The following is a 15,681-nucleotide window of genomic DNA, read 5'->3' as shown; positions in this document are numbered from 1 at the left end:
ATCGTTTTCTCTTGAGGCAGGCATTCCAAAAAGCCCGGCAATCCGCCGGGCTTTTCAGTAATGCGCTCCTTCGCCTTCCTTCAATCCTGTGTGCGTGAAGGAAGCTGACTTTTCGGCGCTACTGGCGCGGTACGAGTCCATTCATATTGTTTTTCCGACCGCGGTCCCTGCCCGCCGGATAACTGCTTCTGGTGCTTTACGCTGCACACCCGGGTCAGTTGCCAACCCTCTGAACCGTTGAGGCCGGTTCATCGCTGCCTGTTCTTGAGGAACTAAAGAGCTGTTGTTGCCAGCCGCCTTGTCGAGCGGCTTGGTGGCAAGAATATGCATGGATGCATATACAGTCAATGCGTAAATGCATTTATTTATGCGTTAAATTTGCGCAGATGCATGGAAGCCCCGCCGTTCAAGGGCTGGCCGGTTTTCCAGAGGCGAAAAAAAACCCGCCGAAGCGGGTTTTGTCTGAAAGGATTGGCTTAGCGGGCGTACATGCCCCACCAGAAGACGTGACCGAGGATGACGATCTGCTCTTCCTGCATATCCTGGAAGCTGTAGTCCTCGTCCGGATGCTCATCGCGGTTGAAGCTGCGCAGACGGATACCGGTAGGCAGGCGATAGAGCTGTTTCACCCGCAATTGACCGTTGTGGTTGATCGCATAAAGGTCGCCATCAATGATGTCGCCGATCCCGCATTTGCCGGCATTGACGCCGACCGTGGCGCCGTCGCGCAGCACCGGCAACATGCTGTTGCCCCGTACTGTCACGCATTTGGCCTGATCGAACTGCACACCGTTATGGCGCAGACTGCGCTTGCCGAAGCGCAGGCTCGAGCGCTCGCTCTCTTCGATGACGAATCTTCCTGATCCAGCAGCCAATTCAACCTCGCGAAGAAAGGGCACCGACACCTCGTCGTCATCGACGGGGGTATCGTCGTCCCACAGGCTTATGTCCTTGAGTTCGGAATGCAACTCGTCGCGTCCGGCGTTGGCGCCCGGCGCAACATCCGCGCGCCCGCGCAACTGATCGGTGCTCACGGCAAAGTACTCGGCGATCTTCGAGATGTGTTTATCCGAAGGATCGACGATCTTCCCGCTGAGAATCCGCGAGAGCGTGGATTGAGGCACGCCGGTGCGACGGTGGAGCTCCGTGGGGGAGATCCCGTGCTGGTCGAGCAGTGCTCTTAAGACGGTAGATACGTTGCGTTTTTGCATAACGCGCATAGTGCTTGAAGTTTTTCGCGAAGACAAATGCTGATTTGCATAAATCGTGCATAGTCGACGTTTTTGCGCCAGATAGGTGTCACCCGGCCGCGATGCCTGCGGACCACAGAGCGCCCATGGTAACCTTGCGCCCATCGCGGAAAAGCCCGGCCACTGCCGCGCTTTTGCCCCACACCTTTGAACGAGTTGCCTGACAATCCGATGAATAAAGCCGTCTCCGACCTGTCCTCCCACACTCCGATGATGCAGCAGTACTGGCGCCTGAAAAATCAGCACCCGGACCAGCTGATGTTCTACCGCATGGGCGACTTCTACGAGATCTTCTACGAAGACGCGAAGAAGGCGGCCAAGTTGCTGGACATCACCCTGACCGCGCGTGGGCAGTCGGCGGGGCAGGCGATTCCGATGTGCGGAATTCCGTACCACGCGGCGGAAGGCTACCTGGCGAAGCTGGTCAAGCTCGGCGAGTCGGTGGTGATCTGTGAGCAGGTCGGTGATCCGGCCACCAGCAAAGGTCCGGTGGAGCGTCAGGTGGTGCGGATCATCACCCCCGGTACGGTCAGCGACGAGGCGTTGCTCGATGAGCGTCGCGACAACCTGATCGCGGCGGTGCTGGGCGACGAGCGCCTGTTCGGCCTCGCCGTGCTGGACATCACCAGCGGCAACTTCACCGTGCTGGAGATCAAGGGCTGGGAAAACCTGCTGGCGGAGCTGGAGCGGGTCAACCCGGTCGAATTGCTGATCCCGGATGACTGGCCGAAGGATCTGCCGGCGGAAAAACGCCGTGGCGTTCGTCGCCGCGCGCCGTGGGATTTCGAACGCGACTCGGCGCTGAAAAGTCTCTGCCAGCAATTTTCCACCCAGGACCTGAAAGGCTTCGGTTGCGAAACCCTGACCCTGGCGATCGGCGCCGCCGGTTGCCTGCTGGCCTATGCCAAGGAAACCCAGCGCACCGCCCTGCCCCATCTGCGCAGCCTGCGCCATGAACGGCTGGACGACACCGTGGTGCTGGACGGCGCGAGCCGCCGCAACCTCGAACTCGACACCAACCTGGCCGGCGGCCGCGACAACACCCTGCAATCGGTAGTCGACCGTTGCCAGACCGCCATGGGCAGCCGCTTGCTGACCCGTTGGCTCAATCGCCCACTGCGCGACCTGACCGTGCTGCTGGCGCGCCAGAGCTCGATCACTTGCCTGCTCGACCGCTATCGCTTTGAAAACCTGCAACCGCAGCTCAAGGAAATCGGCGACATTGAGCGGATTCTGGCGCGGATCGGTCTGCGCAATGCCCGCCCTCGCGACCTTGCCCGTCTGCGTGACGCCCTCGGCGCACTGCCTGAACTGCAAGCGGCGATGACCGATCTTGAGGCGCCGCACCTGCAACGCCTGGCGACCACCACCAGCACTTATCCGGAACTGGCGGCGCTGCTGGAAAAAGCCATCATCGACAACCCGCCGGCGGTGATCCGTGACGGCGGCGTGCTGAAAACCGGTTACGACAGCGAACTCGACGAGCTGCAATCGCTGAGCGAGAACGCCGGCCAATTCCTGATCGATCTGGAAGCCCGGGAAAAGGCCCGTACCGGCCTCGCCAACCTGAAAGTCGGCTACAACCGTATCCATGGTTACTTCATCGAGCTGCCGAGCAAGCAGGCTGAATCGGCGCCCGCAGACTACATCCGCCGTCAGACCCTCAAGGGTGCCGAACGCTTCATCACCCCGGAGCTGAAAGAGTTCGAAGACAAGGCGTTGTCGGCCAAGAGCCGCGCCCTGGCCCGCGAGAAGATGCTCTACGAGGCGTTGCTGGAAGATCTGATCAGCCAGTTGCCACCATTGCAGGACACCGCTTCGGCTCTCGCCGAACTGGACGTGCTGAGCAACCTCGCCGAGCGTGCGCTGAACCTCGACCTGAACTGCCCGACTTTCGTCAGCGAACCGTGCATGCGTATCACCCAGGGCCGTCACCCGGTGGTCGAGCAAGTATTGACCACGCCGTTCGTGGCCAACGACCTGAGTCTGGACGACAACACCCGCATGCTGGTGATTACCGGCCCGAACATGGGCGGTAAATCCACCTATATGCGCCAGACTGCACTGATCGTGCTGCTGGCACACATCGGCAGCTTCGTGCCGGCCGCCAGTTGCGAACTGTCGCTGGTGGACCGGATCTTCACCCGGATCGGTTCCAGCGATGACCTCGCCGGCGGGCGTTCGACCTTCATGGTGGAAATGAGCGAGACCGCGAACATTCTGCACAACGCCACCGAGCGCAGCCTGGTGCTGATGGACGAAGTCGGGCGCGGCACCAGCACCTTCGACGGCCTGTCCCTGGCCTGGGCGGCGGCTGAGCGTCTGGCACAACTGCGGGCCTATACTCTGTTTGCGACGCACTATTTCGAACTGACCGTGCTGCCGGAAGCCGAACCACTGGTGGCCAACGTGCATCTCAATGCGACCGAGCACAATGAGCGCATCGTGTTCCTGCACCATGTGTTGCCGGGGCCGGCGAGCCAGAGTTATGGCCTTGCTGTGGCACAGCTGGCCGGTGTACCAAGCGAGGTGATTGTGCGAGCTCGCGAGCACTTGAGCCGCCTGGAAGATACCGCGCTGCCGCACGAGGCGCCGAAACCGGCCGTCAAAGGCAAATCGGCGCCGCCGCAGCAAAGCGACATGTTTGCCAGCCTGCCGCATCCGGTGCTGGATGAATTGGCCAAGCTGGATCTGGATGACGTCACACCGCGTCGTGCGCTTGAAATGCTCTATGCACTGAAGAACCGGATATAAGCACCGACGAACCGGATATAACGCAAACGGCTTCAAGCTGTTAGAATCTCGCGCGGTTCGGGATGCTGCTGGCTAATAGCCTGGCTGGCAGACATCGCTCCCGAACCTGGCGACCCCAACCGTGAAGGGGCAACGCTGCCGCCGCCTGAGGAGAAAATTAGAAATGACCTTCGTCGTCACCGACAACTGCATCAAGTGCAAGTACACCGACTGCGTAGAAGTCTGTCCGGTGGACTGCTTCTACGAAGGCCCGAACTTCCTGGTAATTCACCCGGACGAGTGCATCGACTGCGCTCTGTGCGAGCCGGAATGCCCGGCCGTGGCCATTTTCTCCGAGGACGAAGTTCCGGAAGAAATGCAGGAATTCATTCAGTTGAACGTCGAGCTGGCCGAAATCTGGCCGAACATCACCGAGAAGAAAGAATCGCTGCCGGATGCCGAAGAGTGGGATGGCGTCAAAGGCAAGATCAAAGACCTCGAACGCTGATTTGTCCCGCGTTTGGAAGAAAGGCCCCTCGCGGGCCTTTTTGCTTTTCCGGGTTTTGCCTTTTTTCAGGCAAAAAAAGGGGCGGTTTGACCCGCCCACATTTTTTCCCTATTCCCTGTGTTCCTTTTCATCGTCCTGATGAATCGCGTCCTGCGATGTCCATTCCCCTCTTCCTTGAAGGGCGTGTCTATCCGTCGACACAACCCGGATACTAGAGATTTCCCCGGCGGGGGCAACTGGTCTCCGGCGAACGCGCCCTTTGTCACAAGCTCTTAACATTAAAAAATAGCCATATAGATCAATTACTTAAAAGCAGACGATGAGCGCAATCGCCTTCAGCGGCAGTGTAAAAATAACGAACACTTACGATACAGTCAGCAAAGGCTTACAGCGCAAACCTACAAGGCGGGAACATCTGCCGCTTTCGATACCCCAACAAAAAGCCCCGAACGAGTCGGGGCTTACTGCCTGGCGGTCATGCGGGTGGCTTATTGAAACAGCGACTCGCTCGACAGGCCGTTCTTCTCGAGTATTTCCCGAAGGCGCTTGAGGCCTTCCACCTGGATCTGTCTCACCCGTTCCCGAGTCAGGCCGATCTCCAGGCCTACATCTTCCAGCGTGCTGCTCTCGTGGCCGCGCAGGCCGAAACGGCGCACCACCACTTCGCGTTGCTTGTCGGTCAGTTCCGAGAGCCATTGATCGATGCTCTGCGACAGATCATCATCCTGCAGCAGTTCACACGGATCGGTCGGACGGTCATCCGTCAGGGTGTCCAGCAGGGTTTTATCCGAATCCGGACCCAGCGAGACGTCGACCGAAGAAACCCGCTCGTTCAGGCCCAGCATGCGCTTGACCTCACCCACCGGTTTTTCCAGCAGGTTGGCGATTTCTTCGGGTGAAGGTTCGTGGTCGAGCTTTTGCGTCAGCTCACGTGCAGCCCGCAGGTACACGTTGAGCTCCTTGACCACATGAATCGGCAACCGGATGGTCCGAGTCTGATTCATGATTGCGCGTTCGATGGTCTGACGAATCCACCAGGTCGCATAGGTCGAGAAGCGGAAGCCGCGCTCGGGATCGAACTTTTCCACCGCGCGGATCAGTCCGAGGTTGCCCTCTTCGATCAGATCCAGCAGCGACAGCCCCCGATTGACGTAACGCCGGGCGATCTTGACGACCAGCCGCAGGTTACTTTCGATCATGCGCTTGCGCCCGGCAGGATCGCCACTTTGCGACAAGCGCGCAAAATGAACTTCTTCTTCCGGGGAGAGCAGAGGGGAAAAGCCGATTTCGTTGAGGTACAGCTGCGTGGCATCGAGTGCCCGAGTGTAATCGATGTACTTGTGTTGTTTAAGTGAAGCGGAGTGTTTGGATTTGGCACGAACGGAAGGTGGAGCAGCCCCTTCATCATTCGACATCGAATCCGAATCGATGCCGGTCTCCATCAGGAGAACCTCATCGTCGATGTCAAACTCCGGCACTTCTTTACTGAGAGCCATTGTTATAGTCCTTTGGTGAGTTCGACCCCAAGCTCAAGCGACGCCTTTATCCTTGGCAGCGCTGGAGCCTGTCCCCTCTACGTGACGGAACAGGCTGGTCTGCAAATCAACGTCTGGGCAGGAACTGCAGCGGATCTACAGGTTTACCTTGTCGGCGAATCTCAAAATGCAGTTTCACCCGGTCTGTACCCGTTGACCCCATTTCGGCAATTGTCTGTCCGACCTTGACCTGCTGCCCCTCCCGTACCAACAGCCGACGGTTGTGTCCGTAAGCACTGACGTAGGTTTCGCTGTGTTTGATGATGACCAATTCGCCGTAGCCCCTTAAGCCACTCCCGGCGTATACCACTGTCCCATCAGACGCAGCTAAAACAGGCTGTCCCAAATCTCCGGCGATATCAATTCCTTTATTCAAACTACCGTTTGAAGAGAATTTACCAATCAGAATGCCATTAGATGGCCATCCCCAGCCGGTCGGGGCTGGGCTCGGTGAAGGCAGTGGAGCGGGTGTTTGCTTGTTGGCGACGGACGGTACAACCGTCGTGGAAGCCGCGCCGGATCGCGTGGTTGTAGTGGTTGTCGTGCCATTTGCCTGGCGCCGGATAACCGTGGTTTTACTGGACGAAGACGCTGAAGAGCCGGAGTTGCTGACAACCGCAGTCGACGTTGAACCGGTGCGCCCGTCGAAGCGAATCGCCTGACCCGGATGTATCGTGTATGGCGTAGGAATATTGTTCCGGGCGGCGAGGGCTTTGTAGTCCCAGCCGTAGCGAAAAGCGATGGAGAACAGAGTGTCGCCCGGACGGACTACATACTGTCCGGTCGTCACTGTAGGACGCTGGGCCACCGTACTGTTGCGATCAACGACCCGAACGTTGCTCGATTTTGTGCTGGAGCAACCGACCAGCAAGGTGCTCAAGACAAGGCCAGTCACCAGGCGCTGAAAGCTCGTGTTACCCATACGCTGCGCAATGACTGTGAGACTCACCCGCCGCTCCCTTTGTGGTGGCTGAAAAATGTGGAATGCCGGTTTCGGCATGAAACTTCGCAAGTATAACGGGCGCAACCGGCTTTACCTTTATAGAAGCGCTATCGCCTGGCGCACACGTTTGCTTGTAGACGATCCTTCCTGTTTAAACACTCGCTGCCGCTGTAAGACAGGCGCGTTGAACAGGAATTCAGCGGCCTGAACAAATGCTCAGGCCAGCGGACCGTTGAGCAATGGCACGAAACGCACCGCGCCCAGAACGTGTCGAGAGAAGCCGTTTTCTTCGCGCACGATCAACATCAATTGCTGTACTTCGCCCGAACCCACCGGGATCACCATCCGCCCGCCCGGTGCCAGTTGATCGAGCAAAGCCTGAGGCACATCGGTGGCCACCGCGGTGACGATAATGCCGTTGTACGGAGCCAGCGCCGGCCAGCCTTCCCAGCCATCGCCCCAGCGAAACACCACGTTGCGCAGGTTGAGCTCGACCAGGCGTTCCTTGGCCCGATCCTGCAGCACCTTGATGCGCTCCACCGAGAACACCCGCTCGACCAGTTGCGACAGTACCGCCGTCTGGTAACCGGAACCGGTGCCGATCTCCAGCACCTTGTCCAGCGGCCCGGCTTCCAGCAGCAGCTCGCTCATGCGCGCCACCATATAAGGCTGCGATATGGTCTGGTTGTTGCCGATCGGCAGCGCGGTGTCTTCATAGGCACGGTGCGCCAGCGCTTCATCAACGAACAGGTGCCGCGGGGTGCGGCGGATCACTTCCAGCACGCTGGCGTTGGAAACACCCTCTTCATACAGACGCTGGATCAGCCGCTCACGGGTTCGCTGGGACGTCATCCCGATGCCGCTGCGCAGCCTGTCGTCTTGTTCACGAGCCATTAATTGAGCTCCTCCAGCCAGCCGTCGAGACTTCTGAAGGCATCATTGAAGGTGCGATCGAGCTGCAACGGAGTGATGGATACGTAACCCTGCATCACCGCGTGGAAATCGGTGCCCGGCCCGCCGTCTTCCGCGTCGCCTGCCGCCGCGATCCAGTAACCGGCCTTGCCGCGCGGGTCCACGACTTTCATCGGTGCCGCCGCGCGGGCGCGATGGCCGAGACGGGTCAGTTGAATGCCGCGAATGTGATCGATCGGCAGATTGGGTATGTTCACGTTCAACACCGTGCGCGGTGGCAGATCAAGCCCGGCGTGGGCCGCGACCAGTTTGCGCGCAAAGTAGGCAGCCGTGGGCAAGTTGTCGACCTGCCGCGAAACCAGCGAGAAGGCAAATGACGGGCGCTCGAGAAAGCGGCCCTCGAGGGCGGCTGCCACCGTCCCGGAATACAGCACGTCATCACCCAGGTTGGCGCCGAGGTTGATCCCTGAAACCACCATGTCCGGCTCACGTTCGAGCAAACCGTTGAGCCCCAGATGGACGCAATCGGTCGGTGTGCCATTGAGGCTGATAAAGCCGTTGGCCAGGTATTGCGGGTGCAACGGACGATCGAGTGTCAGCGAACTGCTGGCACCGCTCTTGTCCTGTTCCGGGGCGATCACCACGCACTCGGTGTAATCCGCCAACGCAGTATAAAGCGCGGCAAGACCGGGCGCTGTCACCCCATCGTCGTTAGAAATCAGAATACGCATGGGCTGTCCGTCTGCCCCACCGGCACCAGATCAACGAGCTCGCGCACCAATACGGTCGCGAAGCATCCGGCCGGGAGGACGAATTCCAGTTGCAGAATGTCAGGCTCGGGATAATGCCACGTCAACCCGCCAATGGGCAGTCGCAGGATGCGACGTTCGTGGCTCATACCGGCATTAATCAACCAATCGCGCAGATCCGCCTCGCGTGCGGCGATCCCCTGCTCCAGATCATGGACAAGCCCGGCCGCCGGCGAGTCACCTTCGCCCCACTGCGGACCGGTCGGGTGCAGGTCAAGAATCGCCAGACGCGGATCGCTGCACTCGGCTTCACCGGCCGGGAAAAAGCTGCGGCTGTCGGTGAACGCCAGCAGATCGCCGACCAGAGCACGCTGCCAGGTACCATCGGCCACTCGCGCTGCCAGCACCTGATTGAACAGAAAACTGCGCGCGGTCGACAGCAGTCGCGAACGCACATTGCGTTGCTCCGGCAGTGCCTTGCGCGCGGCCCAGGAGCGGGCATCGACAACGTTGCCACCGTCATGGCCGAAACGCTGGGCGCCGAAGTAATTCGGGATGCCTTGTTTGGCGATCAGTTGCAGACGCTCGTCGATGGCGGCCTTGTCGCCATTGAACTGGGTCAGGCGCAGCGTGAAACCGTTGGCCGAATGCGCACCGCGTTGCAGCTTGCGCTTGTGACGGGTGGTCTTGAGGATTTTCAGCGTATCGTTTTCCGCCGCCGACAGATCCGGATCGGCCTTGCCCGGCAGTTGCACGCTGAACCACTGGCGGGTCAGCGCCTGACGATCCTTGAGCCCGGCGTAACTCACCGTACGTAGCGGCACACCGGCCGCCTTGGCGATACGGCGTGCGGCCTCTTCAGTGTTCAGCCCGCGTTTTTCCACCCAGATCCACAGGTGTTCGCCGTCTCCGCTGAACGGAATGTCGAGCACTTCATCGACCTGAAAGTCTTCGGCGATGGCTTTCAGTACCGCAGTGCCGAGGGCGTCGCCATAGGCCCGTGGGCCGAGCAGTTGCAGTTCGTTCATGCGCGCAGCAACAAGGCAACGGAATGCACGGCGATGCCTTCTTCGCGACCGACGAAGCCGAGCTTCTCGGTGGTGGTGGCTTTCACGTTCACTTGGTCCAGTTCAACCTGAAGATCCGCGGCAATCAGCGCACGCATCGATTCGATATGAGGGACCATTTTCGGCGCCTGGGCCACGATGGTGTTGTCGACGTTGCCGACCTTCCAGCCTTTGGCGTGGATCAGGCTGACCACATGACGCAACAGCACTCGGCTGTCGGCGCCCTTGAATTGCGGGTCGGTGTCCGGGAAGTGTTTGCCAATGTCACCCAGCGCAGCCGCGCCGAGCAAGGCATCGCTCAAGGCGTGCAGCAGGACGTCACCGTCGGAGTGAGCGAGCAGCCCGAAGCCGTGTGCGATTCGTACGCCGCCCAGAGTAATGAAATCGCCTTCAGCGAAACGGTGCACATCATAGCCGTGGCCAATACGCATAAAAAAACGCCCCGATTTTTGTCAGGGCGTGATTCTACCCGCATTACTCGTGCAGAGCGCGCGCGTGATGCTGCAAGTGGTCGTCAATGAAGCTCGCGATGAAGAAATAGCTGTGATCGTAGCCCGGCTGCAGGCGCAACGTCAGTGGATGACCCGCTTGTTTTGCCGTTTGTTGCAGCGCTTCCGGTTTGAGTTGGGTGGCGAGGAAATCGTCGCGATCACCCTGATCGACCAACAATGGCAGTTTCTCTTTCGCCTCGGCGAGCAATGCACAGGCATCCCACTCGCGCCATTTCGATCGGTCTTCGCCCAGATAGCGGCTGAAGGCTTTCTGGCCCCACGGACAATCAATCGGATTATTGATCGGCGAGAACGCTGACACCGACTGATAACGCCCCGGATTGCGCAACGCGCAGACCAGCGCACCGTGACCGCCCATGGAATGGCCGCTGATGCTGCGCTTGTCCGACGCCGGGAAATGCGCTTCAACCAGTGAAGGCAATTCCTGCACGACGTAGTCATGCATCCGATAGTGCCGCGACCAGGGTTCCTGCGTGGCATTCAGATAAAACCCGGCACCGAGACCGAAATCCCAGGCCCCGTCGGGATCACCCGGTACATCCGGGCCACGCGGACTGGTGTCCGGCGCCACGATGATCAGCCCGAGTTCGGCCGCCATGCGCATGGCACCGGCCTTCTGCATGAAGTTCTCGTCCGTGCAGGTCAGACCCGACAGCCAGTACAGCACCGGCAACTTGCCGCCCTGCTCTGCCTGCGGCGGCAGGTATACGGCGAACACCATGTCGCAGCCCAGCACCTCGGAACGATGGCGATAGCGCTTGTGCCAACCACCGAAACTTTTCTGACAGGAGATGTTTTCCAGACTCATGTAGGACTCCTACGCAATCACGGCTGCACATCGGCAGCCGTGGCATCGCGATTGATCAGAAATGAATGACAGTACGGATGCTCTTGCCTTCGTGCATCAGGTCGAAGGCCTTGTTGATGTCTTCCAGCCCCATGGTGTGGGTGATGAAGGTATCCAGCGGGATTTCGCCGGATTGAGCCATGTCGACATAGCTTGGCAACTCGGTACGGCCACGCACGCCACCGAACGCCGAACCGCGCCAGACGCGACCGGTCACCAGCTGGAATGGACGGGTGGCGATTTCCTGGCCGGCTCCGGCGACGCCGATGATCACCGACTCGCCCCAGCCTTTATGGCAGCACTCGAGGGCTGCGCGCATCAGTTGCACGTTGCCGATACATTCGAAGGAGAAGTCGACGCCGCCATCGGTCATGTCGACGATCACTTCCTGGATCGGACGATCGAAATCTTTCGGGTTCACGCAGTCGGTGGCACCCAGTTGCTTGGCGATTTCGAACTTGGCCGGGTTGATGTCGATGGCGATGATGCGCGAGGCCTTGGCCTTCACCGCGCCAATCACGGCCGACAGACCGATGCCGCCGAGACCGAAGATGGCCACGGTGTCACCCGGTTTGACCTTGGCGGTGTTGATCACAGCGCCGATACCGGTGGTCACGCCGCAACCGAGCAGGCAGACCTTTTCCAGCGGTGCGTCCTTGGAGATCCTGGCCACGGAGATTTCCGGCAGCACGGTGTACTCGGAGAACGTCGAGGTACCCATGTAGTGGAAAATCGTTTGGCCCTTGTAGGAAAAGCGCGAAGTGCCGTCCGGCATCAGGCCCTTGCCCTGGGTGGCACGAATGGCCTGACACAGGTTGGTCTTGCCCGACTTACAGAATTTGCACTGGCCGCATTCCGGGGTGTACAGCGGGATCACGTGGTCGCCGACAGCCACCGAGTTCACGCCTTCGCCGATGGCTTCGACGATGGCACCACCTTCGTGGCCGAGGATCGACGGAAAGATACCTTCCGGGTCAGCGCCAGACAGGGTGTAAGCGTCAGTGTGACAAACCCCGGAAGCCACCACGCGCAGCAACACTTCACCGGCCTTGGGCATGGCGACATCGACTTCTACGATTTCCAGCGGCTTCTTGGCCTCGAAGGCAACGGCGGCGCGCGACTTGATCATGCTGACTCTCCAGTGAATCCATTGAATAAAAAACCAGACAAACAGTGTAGTCCAGCACCGCTTGATGAATAATCCGGACAAAAGCAAAACATTATTGCCATACAGGGATAATCCCCATGTCCGAAAACCGCTGGGAAGGCATCGACGAATTCGTCGCCGTTGCCGAATGCAGCCAATTCACCGCCGCGGCGGAACGCCTGGGCGTTTCTTCCTCGCACATCAGTCGACAAATCGTACGGCTGGAGGAGCGATTGCAGACGCGACTGCTGTATCGCAGCACCCGGCGCGTCACGCTGACCGAAGCCGGGCAGACGTTTTTGCAACATTGCCAGCGTCTGCAGGACGGACGCGAAGAAGCGCTGCGCGCAGTCGGCGACCTGACCAGCGAACCCAAAGGCATGCTGCGCATGACCTGTGCCGTGGCGTATGGCGAGCGTTTCATTGTGCCGCTGGTGACGCGGTTCATGGGGCACTATCCGCAACTGCGCATCGATATCGAACTGACCAACCGGCAACTCGATCTGGTGCACGAAGGTCTGGACCTGGCGATCCGTCTTGGTCGGCTTCAGGATTCCCGGTTGATGGCGACCCGCCTGGCACCGCGGCGCATGTACCTGTGTGCGTCGCCTTCCTACCTCGAACGGTACGGTCGCCCACACAGCTTGTCCGAACTGGGACGGCACAATTGCCTGATCGGCAGCTCGGACATCTGGCAGCTTGAGCAAAACGGGCGGGAATTTTCTCAGCGAGTACAGGGAAACTGGCGCTGCAACAGTGGGCAAGCGGTGCTGGATGCTGCACTGCAAGGCGTCGGGCTGTGTCAGTTGCCGGACTATTACGTGCTGGAGCATCTGCACAGCGGCGCGTTGATCTCTTTACTGGAGGCGCATCAACCGCCGAATACAGCGGTGTGGGCGTTGTATCCGCAGCAACGGCACTTATCGCCGAAGGTGCGCAAACTGGTGGATTTTCTCAAGGAAGGCTTGGCCGAACGGCCGGAGTATCGGATTTAACGACGGTTGGTCCAGCGCTGACGCAGCCATTCAAGGTCTTCCGGGCGGGTGACTTTCAGGTTATCCGCGCGGCCTTCGATCAGACGCGGCGCCGACCCGGCCCACTCCATTGCCGAGGCTTCATCGGTGATCACGGCATCGGCCAGCAGACTGTCCGCCAATGCCCGGTGCAAGGCACCGAGGCGGAACATCTGCGGCGTGTAGGCCTGCCAGATCACACTGCGATCCACGGTTTCCACTACTCGACCGTGCTTGTCAACCCGTTTCAGGGTGTCCTTCGCCGGCACAGCCAGCAAACCACCGACCGGGTCGTTCGCAAGTTCTGCGAGCAGTTTGTCGAGATCGTCACGACTGAGATTGGGCCGTGCCGCATCGTGCACCAGCACCCAGTCCTCGTCGTCCGCGCCTTGCGCATGCAAATGCAGCAAGGCGTTGAGCACCGAACCGGAACGTTCGGCGCCACCGTCAACCCGTTGAATTCGCGGATCGCTGGCGCTGGCCAGGTTCGGCCAATAAGGATCATCGACGGCAAGACTGATCACCAGCCCCTTGAGGCTCGGGTGATCGAGGAAACAGCCGAGGCTGTGCTCAAGAATTGTGCGCCCGCCCAGTAGCAGGTATTGCTTGGGACGGTCCGCGGCCATGCGGGCGCCAACGCCCGCGGCAGGAATCACGGCCCAGAAGGCCGGCAGGGAATCGATCATTGGGCCAACTGGTAAAGGGTTTCGCCGTCCTTGACCATGCCCAGTTCGTGACGAGCCCGCTCTTCGACGGTCTCCATGCCTTTCTTCAACTCGCTGACTTCAGCATCCATCACCCGGTTGCGCTCCAGCAGGGCTTCGTTCTCGGCGTGCTGATCAGCAATCTGCTGATTCAGTTCGGCAACTTGCGCCAGACTGCCATTGCCCAACCACAGGCGGTACTGCAGACCGGCCAGCAGCAAGAGCAAAACGAGAAACAACCAGTAAGGACTGCGCATCGAATATCAGGTATCCAGTGAAAAAAGACAGCCACGCCAAAACTTTGAAGCATCTGATAGCACGAAGCCTGGAATATCCAGGCTTGTGCATATAAGGCATCAGATTAGTGGCAAATCCATCGCTGTCACGACTTTTCCGACACAATCCGGTGTCTTTCTATCATTTACTGCTCAGCCGCGAAACTCGCTGCGACCGTTGTACTTGGCCTTGCCATTCAACTGCTCTTCGATACGCAGCAGTTGGTTGTACTTGGAAACGCGGTCGGAACGGCACAGCGAACCGGTCTTGATCTGGCCAGCCGAAGTACCCACGGCCAGGTCGGCAATGGTCGAATCTTCGGTTTCGCCCGAACGGTGCGAGATCACGGCGGTGTAACCGGCAGCCTTGGCCATCTGGATGGCTTCCAGGGTTTCGGTCAGGGTGCCGATCTGGTTGAACTTGATCAGGATCGAGTTGGCGATCTTCTTGTCGATGCCTTCTTTCAGGATCTTGGTGTTGGTCACGAACAGGTCGTCGCCGACCAGTTGGGTCTTCTCGCCGATCTTGTCGGTGAGGATCTTCCAGCCAGCCCAGTCGGACTCGTCCAGACCGTCTTCGATCGAGATGATCGGGTAACGCTCGGTCAGCCCTTTGAGGTAGTCGGCGAAACCTTCAGCGGTGAACACCTGGCCTTCGCCGGACAGGTTGTACTTGCCGTCTTCGAAGAATTCGCTGGCTGCGCAGTCCAGAGCCAGGGTCACGTCGGTGCCCAGCTTGTAACCGGCGTTGGCCACCGCTTCGGAGATCACTTTCAGTGCGTCTTCGTTGGAAGCCAGGTTCGGCGCGAAACCGCCTTCGTCACCAACCGCAGTGCTCAGGCCACGGGCCTTCAGAACGGCTTTGAGGTGATGGAAAATCTCGGTGCCCATGCGCAGACCTTCCGAGAAAGACTTGGCGCCCACCGGCTGAACCATGAATTCCTGGATGTCGACGTTGTTGTCGGCGTGTTCGCCACCGTTGATGATGTTCATCATCGGAACCGGCATCGAGTACACACCCGGCGTGCCGTTCAGATTGGCAATGTGAGCGTACAGCGGGAGGTCCTGATCCTGTGCAGCCGCCTTGGCCGCAGCCAGGGACACGGCGAGGATGGCGTTGGCGCCCAGGGTCGCTTTGTTTTCGGTTCCGTCCAGCTTGATCATCGCGTGGTCCAGGGCTTTCTGGTCGCTTGGGTCGGTGCCCAGCAGCAGATCGCGAATCGGACCGTTGATGTTGGCTACCGCCTTGAGCACGCCCTTGCCCAGGTAACGGCTCTTGTCGCCATCACGCAGCTCGAGCGCTTCACGCGAGCCAGTGGATGCACCGGACGGCGCGCAAGCGCTGCCGATGATGCCGTTGTCGAGAAGCACGTCCGCTTCCACGGTGGGGTTGCCACGGGAGTCGAGAACTTCACGACCTTTGATGTCGACGATTTTTGCCATTGTTGTAAACACTCCAAAGTTGACGAAAACGACGCAGCTAGAG

15 protein-coding genes are annotated in these 15,681 nt (G+C 59.6%); 3 read left to right on the top strand and 12 right to left on the bottom strand.

Features of this window, described 5'->3' with window-relative positions:
- Positions 1-476 precede the first annotated feature (476 nt).
- The gene (locus ACKJSM_RS23120; protein ID WP_236178350.1) at positions 477-1,211 is read right to left on the bottom strand and encodes a helix-turn-helix transcriptional regulator; all 735 of its coding nucleotides are present in this window, start codon (positions 1,209-1,211) and stop codon (positions 477-479) included.
- A gap of 210 nt (positions 1,212-1,421) precedes the next feature.
- On the opposite strand from ACKJSM_RS23120, the gene mutS reads away from it, so the two are divergent.
- Complete coding sequence (gene mutS, locus ACKJSM_RS23115; RefSeq protein WP_339485567.1) at positions 1,422-4,004, top strand: DNA mismatch repair protein MutS; 2,583 nt, start codon at positions 1,422-1,424, stop codon at positions 4,002-4,004.
- Between the two features lie 163 nt (positions 4,005-4,167).
- Positions 4,168-4,491, top strand: a complete 324-nt coding sequence (gene fdxA / locus ACKJSM_RS23110) for a ferredoxin FdxA (RefSeq protein ID WP_007908827.1) — start codon at positions 4,168-4,170, stop codon at positions 4,489-4,491.
- Between the two features lie 488 nt (positions 4,492-4,979).
- Here the strand turns inward: fdxA and rpoS are convergent, their stop codons facing one another.
- The 8 genes from rpoS to ACKJSM_RS23070 all read right to left on the bottom strand — a co-directional run bounded on the left by rpoS (position 4,980) and on the right by ACKJSM_RS23070 (position 12,185).
- Positions 4,980-5,987 (bottom strand): RNA polymerase sigma factor RpoS, encoded by a 1,008-nt coding sequence (gene rpoS / locus ACKJSM_RS23105; protein ID WP_007954831.1) that lies wholly within the window; start codon positions 5,985-5,987, stop codon positions 4,980-4,982.
- A 106-nt stretch (positions 5,988-6,093) separates the two neighbouring features.
- Positions 6,094-6,975 carry a peptidoglycan DD-metalloendopeptidase family protein gene (locus tag ACKJSM_RS23100; protein ID WP_410238966.1) on the bottom strand — a complete coding sequence of 294 codons (882 nt, stop codon included), beginning with the start codon at positions 6,973-6,975 and terminating at the stop codon, positions 6,094-6,096.
- A gap of 210 nt (positions 6,976-7,185) precedes the next feature.
- Entirely contained in the window at positions 7,186-7,821 is a 636-nt protein-coding gene (locus ACKJSM_RS23095) for a protein-L-isoaspartate(D-aspartate) O-methyltransferase (RefSeq protein ID WP_170844894.1), read from the bottom strand.
- Between the two features lie 41 nt (positions 7,822-7,862).
- The gene (surE, locus tag ACKJSM_RS23090) at positions 7,863-8,612 is read right to left on the bottom strand and encodes a 5'/3'-nucleotidase SurE (RefSeq protein WP_410238965.1); all 750 of its coding nucleotides are present in this window, start codon (positions 8,610-8,612) and stop codon (positions 7,863-7,865) included.
- Positions 8,600-9,658, bottom strand: a complete 1,059-nt coding sequence (truD, locus tag ACKJSM_RS23085) for a tRNA pseudouridine(13) synthase TruD (RefSeq protein WP_410238964.1) — start codon at positions 9,656-9,658, stop codon at positions 8,600-8,602. Before truD ends, surE begins: the two co-directional genes overlap by 13 nt.
- Positions 9,655-10,128, bottom strand: coding sequence for a 2-C-methyl-D-erythritol 2,4-cyclodiphosphate synthase (ispF, locus tag ACKJSM_RS23080; RefSeq protein ID WP_410238963.1), 474 nt, complete (start codon positions 10,126-10,128; stop codon positions 9,655-9,657). Before ispF ends, truD begins: the two co-directional genes overlap by 4 nt.
- A gap of 43 nt (positions 10,129-10,171) precedes the next feature.
- Positions 10,172-11,017, bottom strand: a complete 846-nt coding sequence (fghA, locus tag ACKJSM_RS23075) for an S-formylglutathione hydrolase (protein ID WP_236178345.1) — start codon at positions 11,015-11,017, stop codon at positions 10,172-10,174.
- A gap of 55 nt (positions 11,018-11,072) precedes the next feature.
- Entirely contained in the window at positions 11,073-12,185 is a 1,113-nt protein-coding gene (locus ACKJSM_RS23070; RefSeq protein WP_410238962.1) for an S-(hydroxymethyl)glutathione dehydrogenase/class III alcohol dehydrogenase, read from the bottom strand.
- A 116-nt stretch (positions 12,186-12,301) separates the two neighbouring features.
- On the opposite strand from ACKJSM_RS23070, the gene ACKJSM_RS23065 reads away from it, so the two are divergent.
- Positions 12,302-13,198 (top strand): LysR substrate-binding domain-containing protein, encoded by an 897-nt coding sequence (locus ACKJSM_RS23065; protein ID WP_236178344.1) that lies wholly within the window; start codon positions 12,302-12,304, stop codon positions 13,196-13,198.
- Here the strand turns inward: ACKJSM_RS23065 and ispD are convergent.
- The 3 genes from ispD to eno form a co-directional block, all read right to left on the bottom strand.
- Positions 13,195-13,902: a 2-C-methyl-D-erythritol 4-phosphate cytidylyltransferase gene (gene ispD / locus ACKJSM_RS23060; RefSeq protein ID WP_410238961.1), complete on the bottom strand. Its 708-nt coding sequence runs from the start codon at positions 13,900-13,902 to the stop codon at positions 13,195-13,197. The two genes, ACKJSM_RS23065 and ispD, sit on opposite strands and share 4 nt — an antisense overlap.
- Complete coding sequence (gene ftsB / locus ACKJSM_RS23055) at positions 13,899-14,177, bottom strand: cell division protein FtsB (protein WP_236178342.1); 279 nt, start codon at positions 14,175-14,177, stop codon at positions 13,899-13,901. The genes ispD and ftsB overlap by 4 nt, the downstream gene beginning before the upstream one ends.
- A 171-nt stretch (positions 14,178-14,348) precedes the next feature.
- Entirely contained in the window at positions 14,349-15,638 is a 1,290-nt protein-coding gene (gene eno / locus ACKJSM_RS23050) for a phosphopyruvate hydratase (protein WP_007954808.1), read from the bottom strand.
- Positions 15,639-15,681: the final 43 nt, after the last annotated feature.

The sequence above is a fragment of the Pseudomonas sp. PHC1 genome, assembly GCF_046487845.1.
GTDB classification, from domain to species: domain Bacteria; phylum Pseudomonadota; class Gammaproteobacteria; order Pseudomonadales; family Pseudomonadaceae; genus Aquipseudomonas; species Aquipseudomonas sputi.
Note: the sequence above shows the minus strand (reverse complement) of the source record. Positions and strands in the feature narration are given on the sequence as shown.

Bases quoted from the DNA above. Each gene is read 5' to 3' on its own strand.
- truD (WP_410238964.1), bottom strand. From the start codon at position 9,658: ATGAACGAACTGCAACTGCTCGGCCCACGGGCCTATGGCGACGCCCTC.
- ispD (WP_410238961.1), bottom strand. From the start codon at position 13,902: ATGATCGATTCCCTGCCGGCCTTCTGGGCCGTGATTCCTGCCGCGGGC.
- ACKJSM_RS23120 (WP_236178350.1), bottom strand. From the start codon at position 1,211: ATGCAAAAACGCAACGTATCTACCGTCTTAAGAGCACTGCTCGACCAG.
- ACKJSM_RS23070 (WP_410238962.1), bottom strand. From the start codon at position 12,185: ATGATCAAGTCGCGCGCCGCCGTTGCCTTCGAGGCCAAGAAGCCGCTG.
- eno (WP_007954808.1), bottom strand. From the start codon at position 15,638: ATGGCAAAAATCGTCGACATCAAAGGTCGTGAAGTTCTCGACTCCCGT.
- ACKJSM_RS23065 (WP_236178344.1), top strand. From the start codon at position 12,302: ATGTCCGAAAACCGCTGGGAAGGCATCGACGAATTCGTCGCCGTTGCC.
- rpoS (WP_007954831.1), bottom strand. From the start codon at position 5,987: ATGGCTCTCAGTAAAGAAGTGCCGGAGTTTGACATCGACGATGAGGTT.
- mutS (WP_339485567.1), top strand. From the start codon at position 1,422: ATGAATAAAGCCGTCTCCGACCTGTCCTCCCACACTCCGATGATGCAG.
- surE (WP_410238965.1), bottom strand. From the start codon at position 8,612: ATGCGTATTCTGATTTCTAACGACGATGGGGTGACAGCGCCCGGTCTT.
- ftsB (WP_236178342.1), bottom strand. From the start codon at position 14,177: ATGCGCAGTCCTTACTGGTTGTTTCTCGTTTTGCTCTTGCTGCTGGCC.
- ACKJSM_RS23095 (WP_170844894.1), bottom strand. From the start codon at position 7,821: ATGACGTCCCAGCGAACCCGTGAGCGGCTGATCCAGCGTCTGTATGAA.
- fghA (WP_236178345.1), bottom strand. From the start codon at position 11,017: ATGAGTCTGGAAAACATCTCCTGTCAGAAAAGTTTCGGTGGTTGGCAC.
- fdxA (WP_007908827.1), top strand. From the start codon at position 4,168: ATGACCTTCGTCGTCACCGACAACTGCATCAAGTGCAAGTACACCGAC.
- ispF (WP_410238963.1), bottom strand. From the start codon at position 10,128: ATGCGTATTGGCCACGGCTATGATGTGCACCGTTTCGCTGAAGGCGAT.